This window comes from Biostraticola tofi (genome assembly GCF_004343195.1).
In the GTDB taxonomy this organism is placed as follows: Bacteria; Pseudomonadota; Gammaproteobacteria; order Enterobacterales; family Enterobacteriaceae; genus Biostraticola; species Biostraticola tofi.
Map to the genome: position 1 here is coordinate 97,911 of NZ_SMCR01000001.1, position 23,135 is coordinate 121,045.

Genomic DNA, 23,135 nt, shown 5'->3' on the forward strand with positions numbered 1-23,135 from the left:
TCTGTATATGAAAAAAATATCTATAGCTTGCCTGATGCTGGTGTGCGGCGGCTGTTCTTTTAAGTCGCCACCGCCACCGGCCCAGACGGTGCACTACCAATGTGGCACCACCCCGTTAACGGTAACGGTGCTCACCGATCCCCAGCAGGCGAAGCTGATTCTGGATGGGCGTCAGCTCAGTTTGCCCCAGGTAGCGTCGACATCAGGCAAGCAATACAGCGATGGTCAATATGTCTTATTGACCCAGGGAGACCGGGCTTTCGTGCAACGGGGCGAAAAAATTGTTATTGATGACTGCGTGACCGCAGACCGGAGCGGTAAATGATTGAGATTTTTGACGACGCGGCGCACAATAACGCTACGCTTTACCGTATACGAATCAACCCTGTTTATGACTGAACAACACTTCGATCTGGCGGCTCTTCGTCGTGAATATCTCCGCGGCGGGCTTCGCCGTGCTGATCTCACCGCCGATCCGCTGGACTTGTTTACGCGTTGGTTTACCCAGGCCTGTGATGCCCGCCTGGCCGATCCGAACGCCATGTGCGTAGCCACGGTTGATGCCCAGGGCCAGCCCTGGCAGCGTATCGTGCTGTTAAAACAAGTCGACAGTCGTGGTATGGTATTTTTCACCAACCTTGGCAGCCGGAAGGCGACGCATTTGGCGCTGAATTCCCGCGTAAGCCTGCATTTTCCCTGGCATATGCTGGAGCGGCAGGTCATGGTGCTGGGGCGCGCCGAGCGTTTATCGGTTGCTGAGGTCATGACCTATTTCCATACCCGTCCGCGGGACAGCCAAATCGGGGCCTGGGTGTCCCGTCAGTCGAGTCGCATCTCTGCTCGCGGGGTACTGGAGGGCAAATTTATCGAGATGAAACAGAAATTCCTCAACGGTGACGTGCCATTGCCCAGTTTTTGGGGAGGATATCGAGTCAAAATCGATACCATCGAATTCTGGCAAGGGGGAGAGCATCGGCTCCATGACCGTTTTAGTTATCAGCGCACCGAAGCGGGATGGGATATTGATCGTTTAGCACCCTGAGGTAAATTTCGGGGCGAGAGGCGGTGCAGTTTGTCGGCTTTTGGCCGTGTCAGGGCGGCAACCTCCCCAGCAGGCATGACCAGACGATGCCAGTGACCGGCACCGCAGCATTTTTTACGGCGCAAGGCAGGATATTTATGACCTACCGGCATCTCGGTCCGGCGTAAATGCCATACCGCGCCCTTTTTATCTGTCTATATAACGGAGTTTTTGATGGCCAGCAGTAACCTCATACAACAATTGCAAGAGCGGGGCCTGGTGGCCCAGGTAACGGATGAGTCCGCACTCGTTGAACGGCTGGCTCAAGGGCCGCTGTCATTGTATTGCGGATTTGATCCCACCGCCGACAGCTTGCATTTGGGGCATCTGGTGCCGTTACTGTGCCTTAAACGTTTCCAGCTTGCAGGACATCGTCCGGTTGCCTTGGTCGGCGGAGCGACCGGTCTTATTGGCGATCCGAGTTTCAAAGCGACCGAGCGTAAGCTCAATACGGCTGATACCGTGCAGGAGTGGGTGGATAAAATTCGTCGGCAGGTATCGCCGTTCCTGGATTTTGATTGTGGTGACAACCGTGCCGTGGCAGCGAATAACTATGACTGGTTCGGCAATATGAATGTGCTGACTTTTCTGCGAGATATCGGCAAGCACTTCTCCGTAAACCAGATGATCAACAAAGAAGCGGTTAAGCAGCGGTTGAACCGTGACGATAGCGGCATCTCTTTCACCGAATTTTCGTATAACCTGCTGCAGGGCTATGATTTCACGTCGCTGAACAGTCAGTATGGCGTTGAATTGCAGATTGGCGGTTCGGATCAGTGGGGTAACATCACCTCAGGCATTGATCTGACGCGTCGGATGAACCAGAAAACCGTATTTGGCCTGACGGTACCACTTATCACCAAGTCAGACGGCACCAAGTTCGGTAAAACTGAGGGCGGCGCCATCTGGCTGGACCCGGCTAAAACCAGCCCCTATAAATTTTATCAGTTCTGGATAAACACGGCCGATGCAGACGTATACCGCTTCCTGAAATTCTTTACTTTCATGTCACTTGAAGAAATAAATGCCCTGGAGCAGCAAGACCGTGAAAGCGGCAAAGCCCCGCGCGCCCAATATGTACTGGCTGAGCAGGTGACCGGTATGGTCCACGGCGACAGTGGGTTGGCTGCCGCACAGCGCATTACCGCCAGCCTTTTTTCCGGCAGCCTGCAGGACATGACGGAAAATGATTTTGCCCAGTTGGCTCAGGATGGCATGCCATCCATTTCACTCAGCCCTGGGGCTGACCTGCAGCAGGCGCTGGTCGATGCCGGTCTGGTACCTTCCCGTGGGCAGGCAAGGACCATGATAAGCTCCAATGCGGTACAGGTGAATGGCGAAAAGCAGTCGAATTCCGAGCATCTTCTCAGTGATGCCGATCGGTTGTTCGGCCGCTACACGCTGTTGCGTCGTGGCAAGAAAAATTACTGCCTGATAAGCTGGCAGCAATAGCAATGTTGCGGGGGCGAATCCCCCGCTGTATAGGCTTAACGGGCCAGCTGGCCGAGGGCGTCAAGGCAATTCTGATGAAAAATATTTTGTCGATCCAATCCCATGTGGTGTTCGGGCATGCGGGCAACAGCGTATCGGTATTTCCGATGCGCCGAATGGGCGTTAACGTCTGGCCGCTGAACACCGTGCAGTTCTCCAACCATACCCAGTATGGTCACTGGACCGGTTGCGTGATGCCGGCGAATCATCTGACTGAAATCGTCAGAGGCATTGCTGAAATAGACAAGCTTAAGACTTGCGATGCGATACTGAGTGGCTATATTGGCTCGGCAGAGCAGGGCGAGCATATCCTGGACATCGTACGACAGGTAAAAGAAGCCAATCCCGATGCCTGGTATCTTTGCGATCCGGTGATGGGGCATCCTGAAAAAGGCTGTATCGTGGCGCCTGGGGTAGCCGAGTTTCACTGTAAACGTGGCTTGCCCAGCGCTGATATCATTTCGCCCAACCTGCTGGAACTCGAACAGCTGAGTGGCAAAACAGTAAACTCAGTCGATGAGGCGGTGGCCATTGCCCGTGAACTTTGCGAGCGGGGTCCGCGAATGGTGCTGATTAAACATTTGAGTTACGCCGGCTATGACCGCAACAGTTTCGAGATGCTGCTGGTGACGCCGGATGAAGCCTGGCACACCTCGCGTCCGCTGGTGGATTTTGGCACGCGCCAGCCGGTTGGGGTGGGTGACCTGACCAGTGGGCTGCTGCTGGTTGATCTCCTCAAGGGCTTAAGCCCGGTAAAAGCACTGGAGCATGTTACTGCGGCAGTTTACGAAGTGATGAAGTTAACCAGAGAAATGGACGAATATGAACTGCAGGTGGTCGCCGCCCAGGATCAGATAGCGCTACCCCAGCATCATTTCCCCGCCAGGCCGGTGAAATAATTCAGCTTAATAAAAAAGCCCGCGGTCGATACCGCGGGCTTTTTTTTATGCGTGACAGTCAATTTCAGCGGGTGGTAGCCAACTTGTTCAGCGTCGGCGCGAATACCAGCATCAAAGCAGCGATAATGCCGGTGATGATACCAATCTGCAGGAATACATGGCTGTATACCGCCAGGGACACATTGGCATCGGTAACGTCGGCCGGCACCGCCATCAGATTGGCTACATGGCCTGAGATAAGCGCCGCCGCAGCAGTGGTCAGGAACCAGGCACCCATGATGAAGCCCATCAGACGCTGAGGCACCAACTGCGCGACCATCGCCAGGCCGAGGCCGGAAATCATCAGTTCACCAATGCTTTGCAGACCGTAGCTGAACACCAGCCAGTGCATCGAAACAATCCCCGCCTCATTGGCGTAGCTTGCGCCCAGCGGCAGCACTAAAAAGGCCAGGGAACAGAGCACCATGCCCAGCGCGAATTTAAACGGCATCGGCAGATGATCGCCTACTTTGTTGTACAGCGCCGCCAGTAAAGGGCTTGCCAGCATTATCCAGAACGGGTTGAGCGCCTGGAACTGCTCAGGCTCAAACGTCAGACCGAACGCGGTATGCTCCACATTATGGATAGCAAAGAAGTTAAGTGAGGTCGGCATCTGGCTGTACAGCACAAAGAACACGATGGCTTCAATCATCATCAGGAAAGCGACGATCATTTTGCGGCGGGCAGCTCCTTTCAGAGCAAAGGTTTCCTTCGCAAAGATAACAATGATCCCGGCTGAAATGACACCCAGCACCAGCCTGGCGATAAACTGGTTATGCAAAAGCCAGGTTGAAACCACGATAAGCACCACTACACCCACCAGAACCATCGCCAGACGGCCCCATTGCAGCGGCAGAAAATCGGGTTTAGAGCCCTTATCCGCTACCCAGCGACGACAGGCAAAGAAATTCACCAGCGTTATCAGCATGCCCACGACGCTTAAAGAGAAAGCGACGCTCCAACCAAATCGGGCAGCCAGCAGCGGTGTTGCCAGCATCGAAATAAACGAACCGATATTGACCGACATGTAGTACATGGTGAAAGCACCATCAAGCCGCGGATCGTTCTTGGAATAGCAGGTTGACAGCAGCGAGGACGGGTTGGCTTTAAACAGGCCGCTGCCGACCGCGATGGTCGCCATGCCCATATAGACCCATTGCACATCATGGCCAGAGTAGGCCACCATTGCATAGCCCAGCGCCAACACCATCGCGCCCAATACGATGACGCGTTTGCTGCCCAGTATTTTATCACCCAGCCAACCGCCGATAGCGACAAAGCCATAGACCAGCGCGGTAAATGACGAAAACAGGGTAATGGCTTCGCCCTCGCTCATGCCCAGCATGCGCACCAGGTAAACCGCCATGATGCCCTGCAGGCCGTAGTAGCCGAAACGCTCCCAGAGTTCGATTGAGAATATCAGATAAAATGCTTTGGGCTGCCTGAAGGCATTCAGGCTGGCATGTTCAGGTGCGGGTGGCGCATTGGTTATATCTGTTTCTGGAGTTGGTTTGTTGCTTGGTGTAGACACGAAGACCTCTTATTACGCCTGTTCAGCACAGGAAAAACAACGGTGATATCGGCACTGATATCCCGCCGCGTCGTTATGATAATGGACAGCGGCCGCACATCCTGATCCAGCCGCAGTAGGCAGTGTTTATTACATATATCGTTACACATATCAATGTAAGAATAAATGATTGGTTTATCGTTTACCTGTCAGTGATTAATATCGTCAATGATCAAAGGGTCAAATTTCTTGCTTGGCCTGGTATTCGCACAGGTCTTCAATCAGGCAGGATCCACAGCGGGGCTTACGGGCGATGCAGGTGTAGCGGCCATGCAGAATCAGCCAGTGATGGCAATCGACTTTGAACTCTGTCGGCACCACCCTGAGCAATTTGTTTTCAACCGCGTCGACGTCTTTGCCCGGGGCAAAACCGGTGCGATTGGCGACCCGGAAAATATGGGTATCCACTGCAATGGTCGGCCAGCCAAACGCGGTATTAAGCACGACGTTGGCGGTTTTACGCCCTACGCCCGGCAGGGCGACCAGCGCTAGGGGATCTTCAGGAACCTGGCCCTGGTGCTTATCGATAAGTATCCGGCAGGTTTTGATGATATTTTCCGCCTTGGTGTTATAAAGGCCGATGGTCCTGATGTAGTGTTTTATCCCCTCGACACCCAGGCTGAGCAGCCCTTCGGGGGTGTTGGCTACCGGGTAGAGCAGCGCGGTGGCTTTATTGACGCTGACATCCGTCGCCTGCGCCGACAGCAGCACGGATATCAACAGTTCAAATGGCGTGTCGTACTTGAGTTCAGTTTTGGGATGAGGGTTGTTATTCCTGAAGCGGCCGAGGATCTCCCGGCGCTTGATATTATTCATGTTGAGCAACATCCTTGGTCATCGGCAGGGGCGGTGTAGTTGACTGGAGCGACGCGCGGCTGCGCATCTGTTTATCAATCAGGTATTTTGCCGCCAGCATAAAGCCCAGGCCGATGAAGGCCCCTGGCGGCAGCATCGCCAGCAGAAAAGGAGTATCTATCTGATAAACCTGAATACGCAGCGCCTGTGCCCATGGCCCAAGCAATTGATCAGCCCCGTCGAACAATGTGCCGTTGCCGAGCACTTCCCGCAGTCCTCCCAACACCACCAACGCGGCCGTTGCGCCAAGGCCGGTGGTCAGTCCATCCAGCGCTGAGTACCCGGCCGGGTTTTTCGACGCATAGGCTTCGGCGCGGCCAATAACGATGCAGTTGGTGACAATCAGCGGAATAAAAATACCCAGTGACTGGTAAAGGCCATAGGCATAGGCGTTAATGAGCATCTGCACCGCCGACACGACAGAGGCGATAATCATTACGTAAATCGGTATCCGTACTTCAGCCGGCGTCCAGCGCCGGGCAAAGGAAACCGCATAATTGGTACAGGTCAGTACCAGCGTGGTTGCTAGCCCCAGGCCCAAGGCGTTGGTCACGGTATTGGATACCGCCAGCAACGGGCAGAGGCCGAGCAATTGCACCAGGGCAGAATTATTACGCCACAGTCCCTGGATGAACAGATTTTTGGCTTCATTCATTGGGAACTTCTCCACAAGCCGGCAGATTTTCAATACCGGTTAAATTGCGCTTCAGGTAGCCAGCCGTACGTTTAACCGCGTTGACCACCGCCCTGGGGGTGATGGTGGCACCGGTGAACTGATCAAACTGACCACCGTCTTTCTTTACCGCCCATTTGCGATCCTGTTCGGATTCGACGGTTTTGCCGCTGAAATGGGTTATCCAATCGGAGATCCGCAGTTCGATTTTATCGCCTAGACCCGGGGTTTCATGATGAGAGGTGACTCGGGTCCCGAGGACATTGCCGTTGAAATCGGCACCTATCAGCAGCTGTATTGAGCCTGAGTAGCCGTCTGGCGCCGTGGACTCTATGGCTGCCGCCACCGGTTCGCCGTGTTTACGGGCCAGATAAAGCCGATGGGGATGGGTGTTACCCAGCGCACTATCTGTGACAATGTAACATTCCCCCAGCAGGTTATTATCGTAAATGCTCGGGGGAAGCACTTGATCCAGCAGCAGCTTTTGCTGTTGCGCTGCCTGATGATGAATGGTGGGCTCGGTCAGTATATTGACCAGCGCTGTCAGACCGGTGGTCAGCGCAGCGAAGGCAGCGAGAGTCACGCCATGTTTACGTATGGTGCTGAGCATCGTCATTTTGCGCTCCTTAACGGTGACCGTAAGCGCGAGGTTGCGTGTAGTAATCTATCAGAGGCACGCAAATATTCGCTAACAATACGGCAAAGGCCACTCCATCGGGATAGCCGCCGTAAGTGCGGATCAACCAGACCAGCAAGCCGGTCATGGCGCCAAATATCAACCGACCGTTATCGGTGGTCGAGGCCGTTACCGGGTCAGTGGCGATAAAAAAGGCTCCGAGCATGGTGGCGCCTGAAAATAGATGAACCAGCGTCGGCGCACCTACCGTCGGCGACAGCCATTCTCCCAATCCGGCACACAGTGCCAGCACCGCCAGAAAGGACGCCGGGATCTGCCAACTGATGATTCGGCGCCACAGCAGATAGAGTCCGCCCAGCAAAAAACCGGCATTGACCCAGGCCCAGGATATGCCGCTGCGTACCCCAAAATACAGAGACTCCACTATTACGCCGGCCTCTTTGCCGCTGCGCATACCGGTTTTCAATGCATCCAGAGGGGTCGCCTGAGTCATGCCGTCATATCCTGCGCGCAGTTGCTGCAGCTCAAGACCCTCGGCAGTTCGGCCGGCAAAAATCATGGCCAAGGTATCATTCAGCCCGGCGGGATACATCTCTGTGCCTGCACTGGGCAGCCAACTGGTCATTTGTATCGGAAAAGAAATCAGCAGCACCACATAGCCTACCATTGCCGGGTTAAACGGGTTATGTCCCAAACCGCCATAAAGTTGCTTGGCGATGATGATGGCAAAACTGGTTGCCAGTACGATCATCCACCAGGGCGTTGCCGGGGGCAGGCTTAGCGCCAACAGAACGGCAGTAAGCAAAGCTGAATAATCCATCAGCCGAGGGAGAGCAGGCTTCTTTCGCAGCTTCATGACAAGCCCTTCGGCCAGCAGCGCGGTGGTCGATGCCAGCAGCAACTGCACCAGCGTGCCGTAACCGAAAAACCAGACCAGCGCCAGCAGACCCGGCAGACAAGCCAGGATCACGTGGGACATGATATGGCCGGTGCTTTGCCGGTTATGGGTAAAAGGCGAACTCGCTATTCTGAAAGTCATTTATTCCTCTTGTGACAATGTTGACGCCTCGGCCGCCTTACGCGCTTTCACTCGGGCTAGGGCAGCGGCCACCGCGGCTTTACGCGGATCCATGGCAGTGACGGAGTCCGCAGTAGCTGCCGACGCCGTCTTGGGGGATTCAGAATGGGTTTCAGCCGCCATCTTGCGAGCTTTGACGCGGGCGATGGCGGCAGCGACGGCAGCCTGGCGAGGATCGATCTCCTCGGCCGGGGGAGAGACGGTCGTCTGTGAAGCCGTGGCTGGCTTGGCAATGGCCGCTTTATGTCCGTTATCCTGCGTGGCAGCCTTCGCTGGGGAGTCGTGGCGGCTGGCGGAAACCGCGGCAGGAGGCGGGGCGGTTTCTGTGACGCCGTCACTAATATAGGCAACTGTCGATAACGCCACCGCACCCGGTTCTGTTTCACCCTGAGCGCATTGCAGCGCTTCGGCGGCCTTTTTGGCTTTGATACGCGCTATGGCATCAGCAACCGCAGCTTTAGGTGCCGCACTGGTCGGATCGTCAGGCGAGGAAGATGCTGATGGGTTGAGCTTGACCGCCGCCTGCAGATGGCGCGCTTCCCGGGCCAGTTTTTCCCGCTCGCGACGGGCCATTTTAGCCTCGTAGCGGGTTTTAGCCATTGCTGCCCGTTCAGTTTCACGATCCAGGCTGCGTATTTCTGCTTTCTGCTGGCGGTAGTATTTTACCAGCGGTATATTGCTTGGGCATACGTAGGCGCAGGCGCCGCATTCAATGCAATCAAACAAATGATGCTGGCGGGCTTTGTCATGCTCCTGCCCCTGGCTGAACCAATAGAGCTGCTGCGGTAACAATCCGGCCGGACAGGCATCGGCACAACGGCTGCAGCGGATACAGGCTTGCTCCGGCTCGGCCGGCGACAGTTCTTCCGCCGACGGCGCCATGATGCAGTTGCTTATCTTGACGATCGGCACATCCAGGGTCGGCAGGGTGAAACCCATTAGCGGCCCACCCATGATAACCGCCTGCTCATCACCGGGCGTAAAGCCTGCGCTTTGCAGCAGATGGCTTACCGGTGTTCCCAGCCTTGCCCACACATTGCCCGGTTTAGCCAGGGCATTGCCGGTCAGGGTCACCACCCGCTCGGTCAGCGCTTCGCCATCAATCACCGCGCGCTTGATGGCGAATACCGTTCCGATATTGAACATCAATACGCCTATAGCGCCTGAGTGAAGGCCATAAGGCACCTCCTGCCCGGTCAATATCCGGGTCAGCTGCTTAGCGCCGCCGGAGGGATATTTAGTCGGAATGACCCGTAAATGATAATTTGATCGCGCGCGCAGGGCGCTCTGCAGTGCGGTAATCGCCTCAGGTTTATTATCCTCAATCCCGATAAGCACTGATTCAGGGCTAAGCATATGGCTCAAGATATCCATGCCGTGGACAATCTCATCGGCGTTTTCCTGCATCAACCTGTCATCGGCGGTGATATAAGGCTCACACTCGGCAGCGTTGATTATCAGGTTTTTCACCCCTCGCAGACCGGCATGCATTTTGGCGGCGGTAGGAAAGCCCGCCCCCCCGAGACCGGCGATACCTGACTGGTGGATGCGTTCGAGCAGATCTGCCGGTTGGCAGGCGCGAAAATCCTCCATGGGGTCCTGGCGGAGCCAGCGGTCCTCGCCGTCAGGCAGCAGGATGACGCTTAGCTCCGTCAGGCCCGAAGGGTGGGCTGTGGTATGCGGGATAATCGCGCTGATGCGGCCTGACGTTGGGGCGTGCACCGGCAGAGTACGGCCTCTGCCCTCGGTGAGCGGCTGTCCGCGCAGCACCTGCATATTTTCAGTGACGCATAGCTCACCTTCCGGACCCAGATGTTGTTTGAGCGGAATAATGAATTTACCCGGCAGGCTGGTCTGCCGCAGGGGGATGGTGCTCGACTGCAGTTTCATTTCTGGCGGATGAATGCCGCCGGCGAAATCCCAGATGCGGGACTGCCTGAAAAGGGAAAAAAGATTAAACATGCTGCTCCACCTGAATGACCTTGACCGGAATGGCCTCCAGATTCCATTTCCAGTTGTCAGTTCGTACCGCGACCGGCCGCATTTCAATACAATCGGTCGGGCAGGGAGCGACGCACAAATCACAACCGGTGCATAAATCGCTTACTACCGTATGCACGGCACGCGTGGTGCCGACAATGGCATCCACCGGACAGGCCTGGATGCATTTGGTACAGCCGATGCAGTTGGCTTCATCAATCCAGGCCACGGTAGGAACCGGCTGCGCCTGGGCGGCATCGCCATCAATCGGCTGGGGATCGACATTCAGCAGCGCGGCAATCTTCAGCATCACCTGCTCGCCGCCGGGAGCGCATTTATTGATTTTTTCACCGCTGAGCGCCACGGCTTCGGCGTAGGGACGGCATCCGGGATAACCGCATTGGGCGCATTGGCTCTGGGGCAGCAGGGCGTCTACCTGACCTGCGACCGCATCTTCTTTTACCTCGAAACGGCGGGCGGCGTAGCCGAGGAGACCGCCGCAAACCAGGCCCAGGGCGCCCAGAGCCAGAATGGCTGACCATAATGTAAACATTAGAATTTCACCAACCCGGTAAAGCCCATAAAAGCCAGGGACATCAGGCCGGCGGTAACCAGGGCAATGGCCGATCCCTTGAAGGGGGCCGGCACATCGGCGACCGCCAGGCGTTCCCGTATCGCGGCAAACAGCACCATGACCAGCGTAAAGCCAATCGATGCGCTGAAGCCATACAGCGTGGACTGCAGGAAATTATGCCCCAGATTGACATTCAGCAGCGCCACGCCCAGCACCGCGCAGTTGGTCGTGATGAGCGGCAAGAATATGCCCAGCAGCCGATACAGCGACGGACTGGTTTTTCGCACTACCAGTTCAGTGAACTGCACCACCACGGCGATGATAAATATGAACGACAGCGTACGCAGATAAAGGATATCCAGCGGCTCAAGAATGAACGATTCTATTATCCACGAGCAGACCGACGCCAGAGTGATGACGAAGGTGGTCGCCATGCCCATTCCGATAGCGGTTTCCAGTTTTTTGGAAACCCCCATGAAGGGGCACAGTCCGAGAAATTTGACCAGAACGAAATTATTTACCAGCACAGTGCTGATAAAAAGTAACAGGTAACCATTCATTGACGTACCTAATAGAGACTAGCCCGACATTATCCGGTATTGAGCACCATTCGGCAACATGGCATCTGTCGGCCAGCGCCGAACAGATAGCATGCACCCCTGCTGCGCATCAACGAATAAAAGTCTGTTTAACCCGCATTGAACGTTTGATGAAAGGAACCAGCACCGCAGCAGCAAGCATTGGCCATAACAAAACTTTCAGTGCCAATTCATCGCTGACCGGTGAAAAGGCGAAAGTTTTTATCGCCAGCAGTACACTCGCCAGCAGCCATAGGATGAATATTTTGGGGAAACGGGATGAACGGGTCAACAGCAGGCGCAGTGTCCAGCCGGTAAACAGCCACATGCCAAGGGTGGTGACCAAAGAAAGATACCATTGCGGACTGTATAAAGCGCTGTCCGCAGCCCCCGGTTGCGCATGACTGAACAGAGCGATGAAATAAAGAACTACCATCACACTGGCGCTCAGTAGGCTGACGCCTAGCCAGGCAACCGGCACCCACAACAGACCGGCTATGCGTGGCGCTGCCTGGGGAGCGTTTATTTTATCATCCATCAGACCACATACCGCCAAACAGACTTGGGCACCTGGCCCAGATCGAACAGCCTGCCACCAGAGGCCAATTCAGCCCGGCGATGATCCGCTGCTCGATACATATTGATAATTTCAGTATTGTCAGTTAAAGAATAATTGAGATGATCAAAGAGTTTTTCCAGACTTTCGGAGGTGTTCACCTTGCGAAACTTCAATAAATAGTCTTGGACGGTCATGTTTTTCTTACTGGGAAGGAAATATAAGCAAAGTAGTATATTCAGTGTTGCTTGGCTGTCTAGATATTCCTTGATAAAAGCCCGGAAAAATTCAGGGCACCAGGTGCCCTGAAAGGAACAGACTATGAATGCTATAGGCAGTATCTATTGATGTTATTTTGCACACAATTTGTAATAAAGTTCATTCCAGCATAGGGCCTGTTTAACATCGGCAATACGGGTGTCATTATCAATGACCAGTAATTCAATATTATGCATTTCAGCGTAAAGACGCAGATGGTCAAGGGTCAAAGCCTGGCTGAATACCGTATGGTGCGCACCGCCGGCCAGGATCCAGGCTTCCGCCGCGACTTCAAGTGAGGGCTGGGCTTTCCATATGGCGCGAGCGACCGGCAGCTTAGGCAGTTCCCGAGGCTGTTCAATGGTGTCGACGCAATTGACCAGCATGCGGAAACGGCCGCCGATATCGATGACCGATGCCACTATGGCAGGCCCGGCTGGCGTAGAGAACAACAATCTTGCCGGGTCGGCTTTACCGCCAATGCCAAGGAACTGGACATCAACCGTTGGTTTTTCTTCTTTGGCAATTGAGGGGCATACTTCCAGCATATGGGATCCGATCACCAGATTATTGCCAGGCTGGAAGTTATAAGTGTAATCCTCCATAAAGGAGGTTCCACCGGGTAATCCATGCGCCATGACTTTAAGGATCCGCAGTAGGGCAGCGGTTTTCCAGTCACCTTCGCCGCCGAAGCCGTACCCTTGTTGCATCAGGCGCTGTACTGCCAGGCCGGGCAACTGCTTCAGGCCATAGAGGTTCTCAAAATTGGTGGTAAAGGCTTTGCAGCCGGCCTGTTCAAGAAAACGTTTCATACCCAGCTCGATACGTGCCGCATCCAGCAGATTGGCGCGTTTTTCACCATTGGCTTTGATAGTATCGGTCAGGATATAGCTGGCCTCGTATTCTTCAACCAACTGATCAATATCCGCCTGGGAAACCTCATTGACGACGCTGACCAGATCGCCCAGACCGTAAGCGGTGACAGAATAGCCGAACTGAATCTGAGCACTGACTTTGTTGCCCTCAGTCACCGCAACTTCACGCATATTGTCGCCGAAACGCGCCACTATCAACTGCTGGCTCTCCTGTTTGGCAGCGGCTGCGCGCATCCATGAGGCAATTTTACGGTGGACCGCGCCGTCTTGCCAATGACCCACCACCACCTGGTGATTCTGGTGCAGGCGAGCGCCGATAAAACCGAATTCCCGTCCGCCATGGGCGGTCTGGTTCAGATTCATAAAGTCCATATCCATGGTGTCCCAAGGCACCTGGTCGTTGAACTGGGTATGGAACTGCAGCAGCGGTTTATTCAGAATGCTCAGGCCACCGATCCACATTTTGGCCGGAGAGAAGGTGTGCAGCCAGGTCAGCAGACCGATACAGTTGCTATCGTAATTGGCTTCGCGGCACAGCCCGAGAATTTCGTCAGGGGATTTGACCAGTGGCTTAAGTATCAGCTTTACCGGCAGGCCGGCTTCATCGTTCAACCCTTTTACCACGGTTTCGGCATGCTCTTTTACCTGACGCAGAGTTTCCTCGCCGTAAAGATGCTGACTGCCAATAACGAACCACACTTCGTGTTGCGCAAAAAGTTGCATGAATGACTCCTGTGCGTCGGGATATAAAACAAGGCCGGGCCGGTATGCCATGACACCGATCCGGAACAGAGCAGGTCAGGCTTTAGCGTCTGCCGCATAGGCCGGTTCAGCCAGCCGGGCCCATTGCAGATAGCGCTGGTAGAGTCGCTGGTAGTGCTGAGCCGCTTGCGGGTCGGGCTGCAGGGTCCGCTCCAGCGGGCTGGCCATATGCGCTTGGGCGCTGGCGATATCCAGATGAATACCCGCCGCCACGGCACCGAAAATGGCTGCGCCAAGGGCGCAGCATTGATCGGATGCCACCAACTGCAGCGGCCGGTTCATCACGTCGGCGCAAACCTGCATAATTACCGGGGATTTACGGGCGATACCGCCCATCACCAGCAGGTTCTCCACCGGAATGCCCTGTTCTTCGAAGCATTCCATAATGGCGCGGGCGCCAAAGGCGGTAGCCGCTATCAGAGCACCAAACAGCGCGGGGGCATCAGTACCCAGGTTCAAGCCGCTAATGACGCCTTTCAGCCGCTGATTGGCATAAGGTGTGCGGCGTCCGTTAAACCAGTCCAACACCACCGGCAAATGATCCAGTGAAGGATGTGCGGCCCAGGCGGTGGCCAGAGTAGACAGCAGACTTTCTTGTATCGCCGTCAGTGCCGGTTCAAGTGTCGGGTCTTGACGGGCGGCCTGGGCCAACGGCCAACTGAGCAGGCGACCGAACCAGGCATAGATATCGCCAAACGCCGATTGTCCGGCCTCTAAACCGATGTAACCCGGCACCACGCTGCCGTCCACCTGGCCGCAAATTCCGGCGATAGTGTTGTCGCCGACCTGTTTCTCCTCTGCTATCAGAATATCGCAGGTCGAGGTGCCAATAACCTTGACCAGGGTATAGGGCGTAGCCCCTGCGCCTACAGCCCCGACGTGGCAGTCAAACGCGCCGCCGGCAAGGGTGACATCTGCCGGCAGGCCCAATTTATCAGCCCAATGCCGGCTTATTTTTCCGACCGGGATATCGGCAGTCCAGGTGTCGGTAAACAGCGGATATTGCAACGACTCCGTCAGCAGCGGATCAAGGGCATGTAAAAATGCTTTAGGCGGTACGCCGCCCCACGACGGATGCCAGAGGGATTTATGGCCGGCGGCGCAGCGCCCGCGCCTGATATCTCCCAGGGCGGTGGTGCCTGACAGCACTGCCGGGATCCAGTCGCACAACTCTATCCATGAGCGGGCCTGTTGACGAACGGCGGCATCCTGACGGCTGATATGAAGGATTTTGGCCCAAAACCATTCGGATGAATAAATACCGCCTATATAGCGGGTGTAATCAGGAAACTCGCCGCTGTGGCAGAGTCGGTTGATGGCCTCAGCTTCTTCGATGGCGGTATGGTCTTTCCACAGAATGAACATGGCATTGGGGTTGTCGGCAAATTCCGGGCGCAGCGCCAGCACCCGGCCTTCTGCATCTATCGGCGCCGGCGTTGACCCGGTAGTATCTACGCCTATGCCGACTACGGCCTGTCGCTGGGCGGGGGTAAGGCGCGCGACGACTGACTTTATCGCCTGTTCCATGGACTCGAGGTAATCCAGCGGGTGGTGGCGGAATTGATTCTGTGCCGCATCGCAGAACTGTTCCTGTCGCCAACGCGGATACCAGACCACTTCGGTCGCCAGTTCTTCGCCTTGCCAGCAGGCTACTGCCAGTGCCCGCACCGAGTCGCTGCCGAAATCAAGCCCGATGCTTATCGCCTCTTGAGTCATGCTGTCCTCTCTCTTGCGCGTCCAATTATTATTGCAGCTACCTTAATCAGGAAGGCGTGGCGAGGTGAGGAGGGGATAGCTGGAAGTATGCACATTTCTGTCGCTGACAGCATTTTTGTGATAACGGTCAAAAGTTATCAGAGGGTTAAATTTGCTAGATATATGCACAATCCTGCTGTTGTTGAGAACTGTGATAACGCTCTACATTTTAGTAACACATTCAGGCTAAAACTACCTCCGACTTGATTGCCCGGCATGATGAATGGCGGAAAATCCGCTGCTTAGCCTCATCATTCGGCCTCTAATAATTATCTGATAACGTTTACACGCTGAAGTTATAGAGTGCTCGGCGCATAAAAAACCGGAGAGTAGCATGCATAAATTCACTAAGGCGCTTGCCGCCATCGGACTGGCTGCGGTTATGTCTCAATCGGCTATGGCGGAAAACCTCAAGCTGGGTTTTCTGGTCAAGCAGCCGGAAGAGCCCTGGTTCCAGACAGAATGGCGTTTTGCGGACAAGGCCGGCAAGGATTTAGGCTTTGACGTAATCAAGATTGCGGTGCCGGACGGCGAAAAAACGCTCAATGCCATTGATAGTCTGGCAGCCAGCGGCGCTAAAGGTTTCGTTATCTGCACACCGGATCCGAAACTGGGGTCTGCCATCATGGCTAAAGCCCGCAGCTATGATCTGAAAGTCATTGCGGTTGACGATCAGTTTGTTACTGCCAAAGGTCAGCCGATGGACACGGTGCCGCTGGTCATGATGGCCGCCACTAAAATTGGCGAACGTCAGGGCCAGGAACTGTGGAAAGAAATGAACAAGCGTGGCTGGAAAGTGGAAGAAACCGGCGTAATGGCTATTACCTCCAACGAGCTGGATACTGCACGCCGCCGGACCTCCGGCTCCATGGATGCGCTTAAGGCCGCCGGTTTCCCGGAAAAGCAAATCTACCAAGTTCCGACCAAATCAAATGATATCCCTGGCGCTTTCGATGCCGCCAACTCGATGCTGGTACAGCATTCAGGCGTCAAAAACTGGCTGATTATCGGCATGAATGACAACACCGTGCTTGGTGGCGTCCGGGCCAGCGAAGGACAGGGATTCAAAGCGCCTAACGTGATAGGCATCGGTATCAACGGTGTCGATGCGGTCAGTGAACTGTCCAAGTCCAGCGCTACCGGGTTCTATGGTTCACTCTTGCCTAGCCCGGATGTACATGGCTACAAGAGCATCCAGATGCTCAATGAATGGGTGACCAAAGGTGTTGAACCACCGAAATTCACCGAAGTCACTGACGTAGTGCTTATTACCCGGGACAATTTTAAAGACGAGCTGAATAAAAAAGGCCTGTAATGCGTTTATTAACTCTCCGTCGCACAGCTACAGCCTGACGGATTTCTTCCGGGGCGGCACAGAGCTGCCCCGGTCCATGACGCTGTCATTAGTCAAGTGCCCCGGCAACCGGGGGCCGCGTGAGGATGTGTTCATGTCAGTTAAAACGCCTTATCTGTCGTTTCGAGGTATCAGCAAGACTTTTCCCGGTGTAAAAGCGCTGGACGACATCAGTTTTGATTGTTACCAAGGGCAAATACACGCCCTGATGGGTGAAAACGGTGCCGGGAAGTCAACATTATTAAAAATACTGAGCGGTAATTATTCACCGACCCAGGGAGAAATAAGCATCAAAGGGCAGCCCGTCAGTTTTGCCACCACCACCGATGCCCTGGATGCTGGTGTGGCTATCATTTACCAGGAGCTGCACCTGGTGCCGGAAATGACGGTGGCCGAAAATATCTATCTCGGTCAGCTGCCGCACAAGGGCGGCCTGGTCAGAAATTCGATCCTCAATTATGAAACCACACTGCAGCTTGAACATCTGGGACTGGATATAGCGCCGGACACCCCGCTGAAATACCTGTCAATTGGCCAATGGCAAATGGTCGAAATAGCCAAGGCGCTGGCACGGAATGCCAAGGTTATTGCCTTTGATGAGCCAACCAGCTCACTGTCGGCCAGAGAAATCGAACAATTGTTCCGGGTCATCCGTGAATTACGCGCCGAGGGTCGGGTCATTCTCTACGTGTCCCACCGCATGGAAGAAATCTTTGCTCTCAGTGATGCCATTACGGTATTCAAAGACGGAAAATATGTGCGCACGTTTACCGATATGTGTGAAGTGGACCATGACCGCCTGGTGCAGGCGATGGTGGGCCGTAATCTAGGGGATATCTATGGCTATGCCCCCCGGCCCCATGGCGACATCCGGCTGCGGCTTGACCAGGTCAAGGCACCGGGAGTGAAGGAACCGATAAGCCTTGAGGTTCGGGCGGGTGAAATCGTCGGACTGTTCGGGCTGGTGGGAGCCGGTCGCAGTGAGCTGATGAAAGGGTTATTCGGCGGCACCCGGCTGACTGGCGGCGAACTGCGCCTTGATGGTCAACCGATAACTATCAGCTCGCCGATTGACGCCATCCGCGCCGGGCTGATGCTTTGCCCGGAAGATCGCAAGGCTGACGGCATCATCCCGGTGCATTCAGTCCAGGAGAACATCAATATCAGCGCCCGGCGTAAGACCATTAAAGCCGGTTTTCTTATCAATGAAGGCTGGGAACAGCAGAATGCCCAGCATCATATCGCGGCGCTGAATATCAAAACCCCCAGTGCCCATCAGCTCATTATGAATTTGTCCGGCGGCAACCAGCAGAAAGCGATACTGGGGCGCTGGCTTTCTGAAGACATGAAAGTCGTTATGCTGGACGAACCGACACGCGGAATCGATGTCGGCGCCAAGCATGAAATCTATCATGTGATTTATGCGCTGGCCAAACGGGGCATTGCCGTATTGTTTGCCTCCAGCGATCTGCCGGAAGTCCTGGGACTGGCTGATCGCATTGTCGTGATGCGCGAAGGCGCCATCTCCGGTGAACTCAGTCATGATGACGCCACTGAGCAAAAAGCGCTGAGCCTGGCGATGTTACATACACCCAATACCAGCCCCGCGCATGCGGTTGCCTGAATGTGAAGGAGTCAACGATGTCAACGGTTAGTTCAGCGTCGCCCAAACGCCGTAAATCGCAGGGTATCTCCCGTATCTGGGACAATTACGGCATGCTGGTGGTGTTCGCCGTGCTGTTTATCGCCTGTGCCATTTTCGTACCCAACTTCTCCAGCTTCATCAATATGAAAGGTCTCGGGCTTGCCATCTCAATGTCGGGGATTGTTGCCTGCGGCATGCTGTTTTGTCTGGCCTCCGGTGATTTTGACTTGTCGGTCGCGTCGGTTATCGCTTGCGCCGGCGTGACCACCGCCGTGGCTATCAATCTGACGGAAAGCCTGTGGCTCGGCGTGCTGGCCGGGCTGTTGATTGGGGTCGCTTCCGGCCTGGTCAATGGCTTTGTCATTGCACGGCTGAAAATCAACGCGCTTATCACCACACTGGCGACCATGCAGATCGTCCGAGGCCTGGCTTATATTATTTCCGATGGTAAAGCGGTCGGAATCGAAGACGAACGCTTCTTTGTGCTGGGCTATGCCAATTGGCTTGGCCTGCCGGCGCCAATCTGGATCACCATCGCCTGCATGGCAATCTTTGGTTTTCTGCTGAATAAAACCACCTTCGGTCGCAATACTCTGGCTATCGGCGGCAACGAAGAAGCGGCCCGTCTGGCCGGCGTGCCGGTGGTGCGTACCAAAATCATCATATTTGTGCTGTCCGGTCTGGTCTCGGCGGTTGCCGGTATCATTCTGGCATCTCGTATGACCAGCGGCCAGCCGATGACCTCACTGGGCTATGAGTTGATTGTGATTTCGGCCTGCGTATTGGGTGGCGTTTCGCTTAAGGGCGGCATTGGCAAGATCTCCTACGTGATTGCCGGGGTGCTTATTTTGGGTACGGTGGAAAACGCCATGAACTTGCTGAATATATCCCCTTTTTCCCAGTATGTGGTGCGCGGTGTGATCCTGCTGGCGGCGGTTATTTTTGACCGCTACAAACAAAAAGCCAAGCGTACCGTTTAAGGGATATCAGGCATAACCTCTAAGGCAAGGGGTTGTCAGGCCACAAGTCAACGGCGCCACCCGGGCGCCGCTTGGCTTTTGCCATCAGCGAATAAAGAGAGGTGATATGTACCATCGCTTAAGTCATGAGACGCAGTCTAACCCGCTGTTGCCGGGTTATATGTTTAATGCTTATCTGGTTGCCGGCCTTACGCCGATTATCGCCGACGGCCCGCTGGATTTCTTTATCGACAGGCCGGACGGTATGAAAGGGTATATCCTCAACCTGACGGTGAAAGGTCAGGGCAAAATATTCGAGGGTGACCGTTCATTTGTCTCCAATCCAGGCGATTTACTGCTGTTTCCCCCTAAATCCGCCCACTATTACGGCCGTTCGCCGGACAGTGATTGCTGGTATCACCGCTGGGTGTATTTCCGGCCGAGAGCCTATTGGACCGACTGGTTGGAATGGCATAGCAAAATCCATGACGTAGGGCGACTGTCGCTGGGCAGTGAGGCGCTGGTCAAAGAGTTCGACCGACTGCTGGCCACTATCGAGCAGACCCAGCGCTCTGGCCGACGTTTCAGTGAGGAACTGGGCATGAATCTGCTGGAGCGGCTTATCCTGCGTGCTATGGAGGAAGATCCGCGCAGTCCGGATAAAATCATGGATCCGCGTATTATTGAAGCCTGCCAGTTCATTACCGGTAATCTTTCCGGGGAACTGCGTATTGATGAAGTGGCCCGACATGTCTGCCTGTCCCCGTCAAGGATGGCGCATCTGTTCCGCGAGCAGGTCGGTATCAATATTCTGCGCTGGCGTGAAGACCAGCGCGTCATCAGAGCCAAGCTGTTGCTCCAGACCACTCAGGAATCGATTGCCAATATCGGACGGGTGGTCGGTTATGATGATCAACTGTATTTCTCACGGGTATTCCGCAAGCGGGTCGGTGTTAGCCCCAGCGATTTTCGCCGGCGCAGCAGTGAGATAAATTACCCTGGTCGGGCACCGCTTTCGACGGCCAATTGGTCCGGACCCAACGAAAAGGCTATCGGCGGCGGATAAATTATTGCTATGGTTTACGGGTAAAACAGCACCCGTCCCTCCGCCGGTCAGGTGGAGGGCTCTATCCGTGCGGCCCAAAGTCGCCGAGCACGAGGAACCCAGATGGCTGAACAACTTCGGATTGGTCTCATAGGCTATGGTTTTGCCAGTAAAACCTTTCATGCGCCCTTGATTAACGGGACGCCGGGCATGAGCCTGGATGTCATATCGTCACGCGATGCCGCTAAGGTCAGGGCAGACTGGCCGTCTGTGCAGGTCGTCGATAACCCGCAGGCGTTGATTAATCATCCCGATATCGACTTGATTGTCATCCCAACGCCAAACGATACCCATTTCCCCCTCGCCAAGCAGGCGCTGCTGGCCGGCAAGCATGTTGTTATCGACAAACCTTTCACCGTAACACTGTCCCAGGCCCATGAACTCAAACAGTTGGCCGAAAGCGCCGGGCGTCTACTGTCGGTGTTTCACAACCGCCGCTGGGACAGTGATTTCCTCACCCTGAAGGGCCTTATGGAAGATGGCAACCTGGGCGATATCAGCTATTTTGAATCCCACTTCGACCGGTTTCGTCCCGAAGTCCAGCAACGGTGGCGCGAGCAGGCGGGGGCAGGGAGCGGCATCTGGTATGATCTTGGTCCGCATCTTATCGACCAGGCCATCACGCTTTTTGGTATGCCGGTTGCCATCAATGCCGATCTGGCGCAACTGCGCCCAGGCGGTCAGACCACCGATTATTTCCACGCTACGCTGACCTATCCCAATAAACGCGTTGCCCTGCATGGCACCTTGCTGGCTGCGGCTGAATCGCCGCGCTATATTGTGCACGGCGGCAAGGGGAGCTATGTCAAATGGGGGCTCGATCCACAAGAGGATCGGCTTAAAAGCGGATTGCGTCCGCCCGCGGCTGACTGGGGGCAGGATGACCGCCATGGTGTGCTGACCCACCTCAGCGAAGGTACCCTGATCGCGTCATCGGTGCCAACGCTTCCGGGCAACTATCCGGCTTATTATGCTGCGATAACCCAGGCCGTTCAGCTAGGCAGCCAGAATCCGGTCACGGCTGAACAGGCCATCAAAGTGATGGAATTGATCGAGCTGGGCATTGCTTCTTCGGAACAAAAAAAGACCCTGGCAGTGAAAAACGGCTAGCAAGTAAGGACGTTGGCATTATTATCGAAAGCTTTGGTCGGTAACTCTGCTGATTGCCGAAGCGCACAGTCGGTAACTTTGCTGATTACCGAAGCGCACAGTCGCTAACCCTCCTGGCCGGCGGCGGTCAGGAGGGCAAGGGAGTGATGTTATTAAATGATGTTTTGCAGTATTGGGACGATCGATGAATCGTAAATTGGGCTTCTAGGTTAAGGTCTTTGACATGTCTTGGTTTCAGCGTCTGCGTATTGATAAATTTCTGTTGGTTCTGGTTGTGGTAGTGATCGTAGCGTCATTTTTTCCCTGCCGGGGAATTGTCAAAGTGTTCTTCGAATATCTGACCACCGCCGCCATAGCGCTGCTGTTTTTTATGCATGGCGCCAAGCTTTCCCGAGAAGCCATTATCGGCGGCATGGGGCACTGGCGGCTACATCTGGTGGTCTTTCTCAGTACTTTTGCGCTGTTCCCTTTACTGGGCATTGCCATGAAAGTGTTTGTGCCTGCTCTGCTCGAGACGCCGGTCTATCTTGGCTTTCTGTATCTTTGCGCGTTACCTGCAACCGTGCAGTCCGCTATTGCCTTTACCTCAGTGGCTGGCGGCAACGTAGCGGCAGCCATTTGTAGCGCATCGGCGTCCAGTATCCTGGGGGTATTCCTTTCGCCAGTGCTGGTTGGCTTGCTGATGCATACCCAGGATGGGGCATCTTCCAACACCCTTCACGCTATCGGTGCGATTATTCTACAGCTGATGGTGCCGTTTGTTATCGGACACCTGTCCCGACCGCTGATTGGCGCCTGGGTGGCTCGGCATAAAAAACTGATTAATATCACCGATCGATCATCGATATTGCTGGTGGTCTATACCGCCTTCAGTGCGGCAGTGGTCGAGGGCATTTGGCACCAGATTACCGGTTGGTCGCTGGTCGCTATCCTGGCGTTCTCGCTGGTACTGCTGGCGATTGTGCTGGTGGTCAATACCTGGACGGCGCGGCTGATGGGCTTCAATACCGCGGACGAAATCACCATTGTTTTCTGCGGGTCCAAAAAGAGCCTGGCCAATGGTATCCCAATGGCCAACGTACTGTTTCCCTCGGCCGCAGTCGGCGCGATTGTCCTGCCGCTGATGATTTTCCATCAGGTGCAGTTAATGGTCTGTGCGGTCCTGGCTCAACGTTATGCCCGGCGCATCGCTGCAGAACAAAACGGCAGCAAGGGTAACGACGCAGCATCGCGTCCTTCTGTCTGACACCTCTCGATAACACGGTACAGGCCTTACCGTGTTATCTACTGTATTTTTGGCT

The 23,135-nt window shown here is 54.9% G+C and carries 22 protein-coding genes; 10 read left to right on the top strand and 12 right to left on the bottom strand.

Annotated features, from left to right (window positions below):
- The first annotated feature begins 7 nt into the window (after positions 1-7).
- The 4 genes from EDC52_RS00460 (at position 8) to pdxY (ending at position 3,471) form a co-directional block, all read left to right on the top strand.
- Positions 8-325 carry an MliC family protein gene (locus EDC52_RS00460; RefSeq protein WP_131863303.1) on the top strand — a complete coding sequence of 106 codons (318 nt, stop codon included), beginning with the start codon at positions 8-10 and terminating at the stop codon, positions 323-325.
- Between the two features lie 66 nt (positions 326-391).
- Positions 392-1,042, top strand: coding sequence for a pyridoxamine 5'-phosphate oxidase (gene pdxH, locus EDC52_RS00465; RefSeq protein ID WP_131863304.1), 651 nt, complete (start codon positions 392-394; stop codon positions 1,040-1,042).
- A gap of 213 nt (positions 1,043-1,255) precedes the next feature.
- Positions 1,256-2,533 carry a tyrosine--tRNA ligase gene (tyrS, locus tag EDC52_RS00470; RefSeq protein ID WP_131863305.1) on the top strand — a complete coding sequence of 426 codons (1,278 nt, stop codon included), beginning with the start codon at positions 1,256-1,258 and terminating at the stop codon, positions 2,531-2,533.
- A gap of 74 nt (positions 2,534-2,607) precedes the next feature.
- Complete coding sequence (gene pdxY / locus EDC52_RS00475; RefSeq protein WP_131863306.1) at positions 2,608-3,471, top strand: pyridoxal kinase PdxY; 864 nt, start codon at positions 2,608-2,610, stop codon at positions 3,469-3,471.
- A gap of 64 nt (positions 3,472-3,535) precedes the next feature.
- Here the strand turns inward: pdxY and dtpA are convergent, their stop codons facing one another.
- The 12 genes from dtpA to EDC52_RS00535 form a co-directional block, all read right to left on the bottom strand.
- Complete coding sequence (gene dtpA / locus EDC52_RS00480; RefSeq protein ID WP_407924187.1) at positions 3,536-5,041, bottom strand: dipeptide/tripeptide permease DtpA; 1,506 nt, start codon at positions 5,039-5,041, stop codon at positions 3,536-3,538.
- Between the two features lie 219 nt (positions 5,042-5,260).
- A complete protein-coding gene (gene nth / locus EDC52_RS00485) occupies positions 5,261-5,896 on the bottom strand; it encodes an endonuclease III (protein ID WP_131863307.1) in 636 nt (211 codons plus the stop codon).
- Entirely contained in the window at positions 5,889-6,590 is a 702-nt protein-coding gene (locus EDC52_RS00490; RefSeq protein WP_131863308.1) for an electron transport complex subunit E, read from the bottom strand. The genes nth and EDC52_RS00490 overlap by 8 nt, the downstream gene beginning before the upstream one ends.
- On the bottom strand, positions 6,583-7,218 hold the full coding sequence (gene rsxG / locus EDC52_RS00495; protein WP_131864059.1) for an electron transport complex subunit RsxG: 636 nt from the start codon (positions 7,216-7,218) through the stop codon (positions 6,583-6,585). The genes EDC52_RS00490 and rsxG overlap by 8 nt, the downstream gene beginning before the upstream one ends.
- Positions 7,219-7,234: 16 nt before the next feature.
- Positions 7,235-8,284, bottom strand: a complete 1,050-nt coding sequence (gene rsxD, locus EDC52_RS00500; RefSeq protein WP_131863309.1) for an electron transport complex subunit RsxD — start codon at positions 8,282-8,284, stop codon at positions 7,235-7,237.
- Positions 8,285-10,285 (bottom strand): electron transport complex subunit RsxC, encoded by a 2,001-nt coding sequence (gene rsxC / locus EDC52_RS00505; RefSeq protein ID WP_131863310.1) that lies wholly within the window; start codon positions 10,283-10,285, stop codon positions 8,285-8,287. It lies immediately after the preceding gene.
- Complete coding sequence (gene rsxB / locus EDC52_RS00510) at positions 10,278-10,856, bottom strand: electron transport complex subunit RsxB (protein WP_131863311.1); 579 nt, start codon at positions 10,854-10,856, stop codon at positions 10,278-10,280. Before rsxB ends, rsxC begins: the two co-directional genes overlap by 8 nt.
- Positions 10,856-11,437 (bottom strand): electron transport complex subunit RsxA, encoded by a 582-nt coding sequence (rsxA, locus tag EDC52_RS00515; protein WP_131863312.1) that lies wholly within the window; start codon positions 11,435-11,437, stop codon positions 10,856-10,858. The genes rsxB and rsxA overlap by 1 nt, the downstream gene beginning before the upstream one ends.
- A 109-nt stretch (positions 11,438-11,546) precedes the next feature.
- Entirely contained in the window at positions 11,547-11,981 is a 435-nt protein-coding gene (locus tag EDC52_RS00520; protein WP_196237739.1) for a DUF2569 domain-containing protein, read from the bottom strand.
- 11 nt (positions 11,982-11,992) lie between these two features.
- Entirely contained in the window at positions 11,993-12,208 is a 216-nt protein-coding gene (gene ydgT, locus EDC52_RS00525; protein ID WP_131863314.1) for a transcription modulator YdgT, read from the bottom strand.
- A 153-nt stretch (positions 12,209-12,361) separates the two neighbouring features.
- On the bottom strand, positions 12,362-13,867 hold the full coding sequence (araA, locus tag EDC52_RS00530; protein ID WP_131863315.1) for an L-arabinose isomerase: 1,506 nt from the start codon (positions 13,865-13,867) through the stop codon (positions 12,362-12,364).
- 75 nt (positions 13,868-13,942) lie between these two features.
- Entirely contained in the window at positions 13,943-15,622 is a 1,680-nt protein-coding gene (locus EDC52_RS00535) for a ribulokinase (RefSeq protein ID WP_131863316.1), read from the bottom strand.
- Positions 15,623-15,995: 373 nt separating this feature from the next.
- Between EDC52_RS00535 and EDC52_RS00540 the strand changes: the two genes are divergently transcribed.
- The 6 genes from EDC52_RS00540 to EDC52_RS00565 all read left to right on the top strand — a co-directional run bounded on the left by EDC52_RS00540 (position 15,996) and on the right by EDC52_RS00565 (position 23,080).
- Entirely contained in the window at positions 15,996-16,976 is a 981-nt protein-coding gene (locus EDC52_RS00540) for an arabinose ABC transporter substrate-binding protein (protein ID WP_131863317.1), read from the top strand.
- Positions 16,977-17,109: 133 nt separating this feature from the next.
- The gene (gene araG / locus EDC52_RS00545; RefSeq protein ID WP_131863318.1) at positions 17,110-18,639 is read left to right on the top strand and encodes an L-arabinose ABC transporter ATP-binding protein AraG; all 1,530 of its coding nucleotides are present in this window, start codon (positions 17,110-17,112) and stop codon (positions 18,637-18,639) included.
- A 17-nt stretch (positions 18,640-18,656) separates the two neighbouring features.
- The gene (araH, locus tag EDC52_RS00550; RefSeq protein WP_131863319.1) at positions 18,657-19,640 is read left to right on the top strand and encodes an L-arabinose ABC transporter permease AraH; all 984 of its coding nucleotides are present in this window, start codon (positions 18,657-18,659) and stop codon (positions 19,638-19,640) included.
- Positions 19,641-19,746: 106 nt separating this feature from the next.
- Positions 19,747-20,685, top strand: a complete 939-nt coding sequence (gene araC / locus EDC52_RS00555; RefSeq protein WP_131863320.1) for an arabinose operon transcriptional regulator AraC — start codon at positions 19,747-19,749, stop codon at positions 20,683-20,685.
- A gap of 102 nt (positions 20,686-20,787) precedes the next feature.
- Positions 20,788-21,834: an oxidoreductase gene (locus EDC52_RS00560; RefSeq protein WP_131863321.1), complete on the top strand. Its 1,047-nt coding sequence runs from the start codon at positions 20,788-20,790 to the stop codon at positions 21,832-21,834.
- 223 nt (positions 21,835-22,057) lie between these two features.
- Complete coding sequence (locus tag EDC52_RS00565; RefSeq protein ID WP_131863322.1) at positions 22,058-23,080, top strand: bile acid:sodium symporter family protein; 1,023 nt, start codon at positions 22,058-22,060, stop codon at positions 23,078-23,080.
- Positions 23,081-23,135 lie beyond the last annotated feature (55 nt).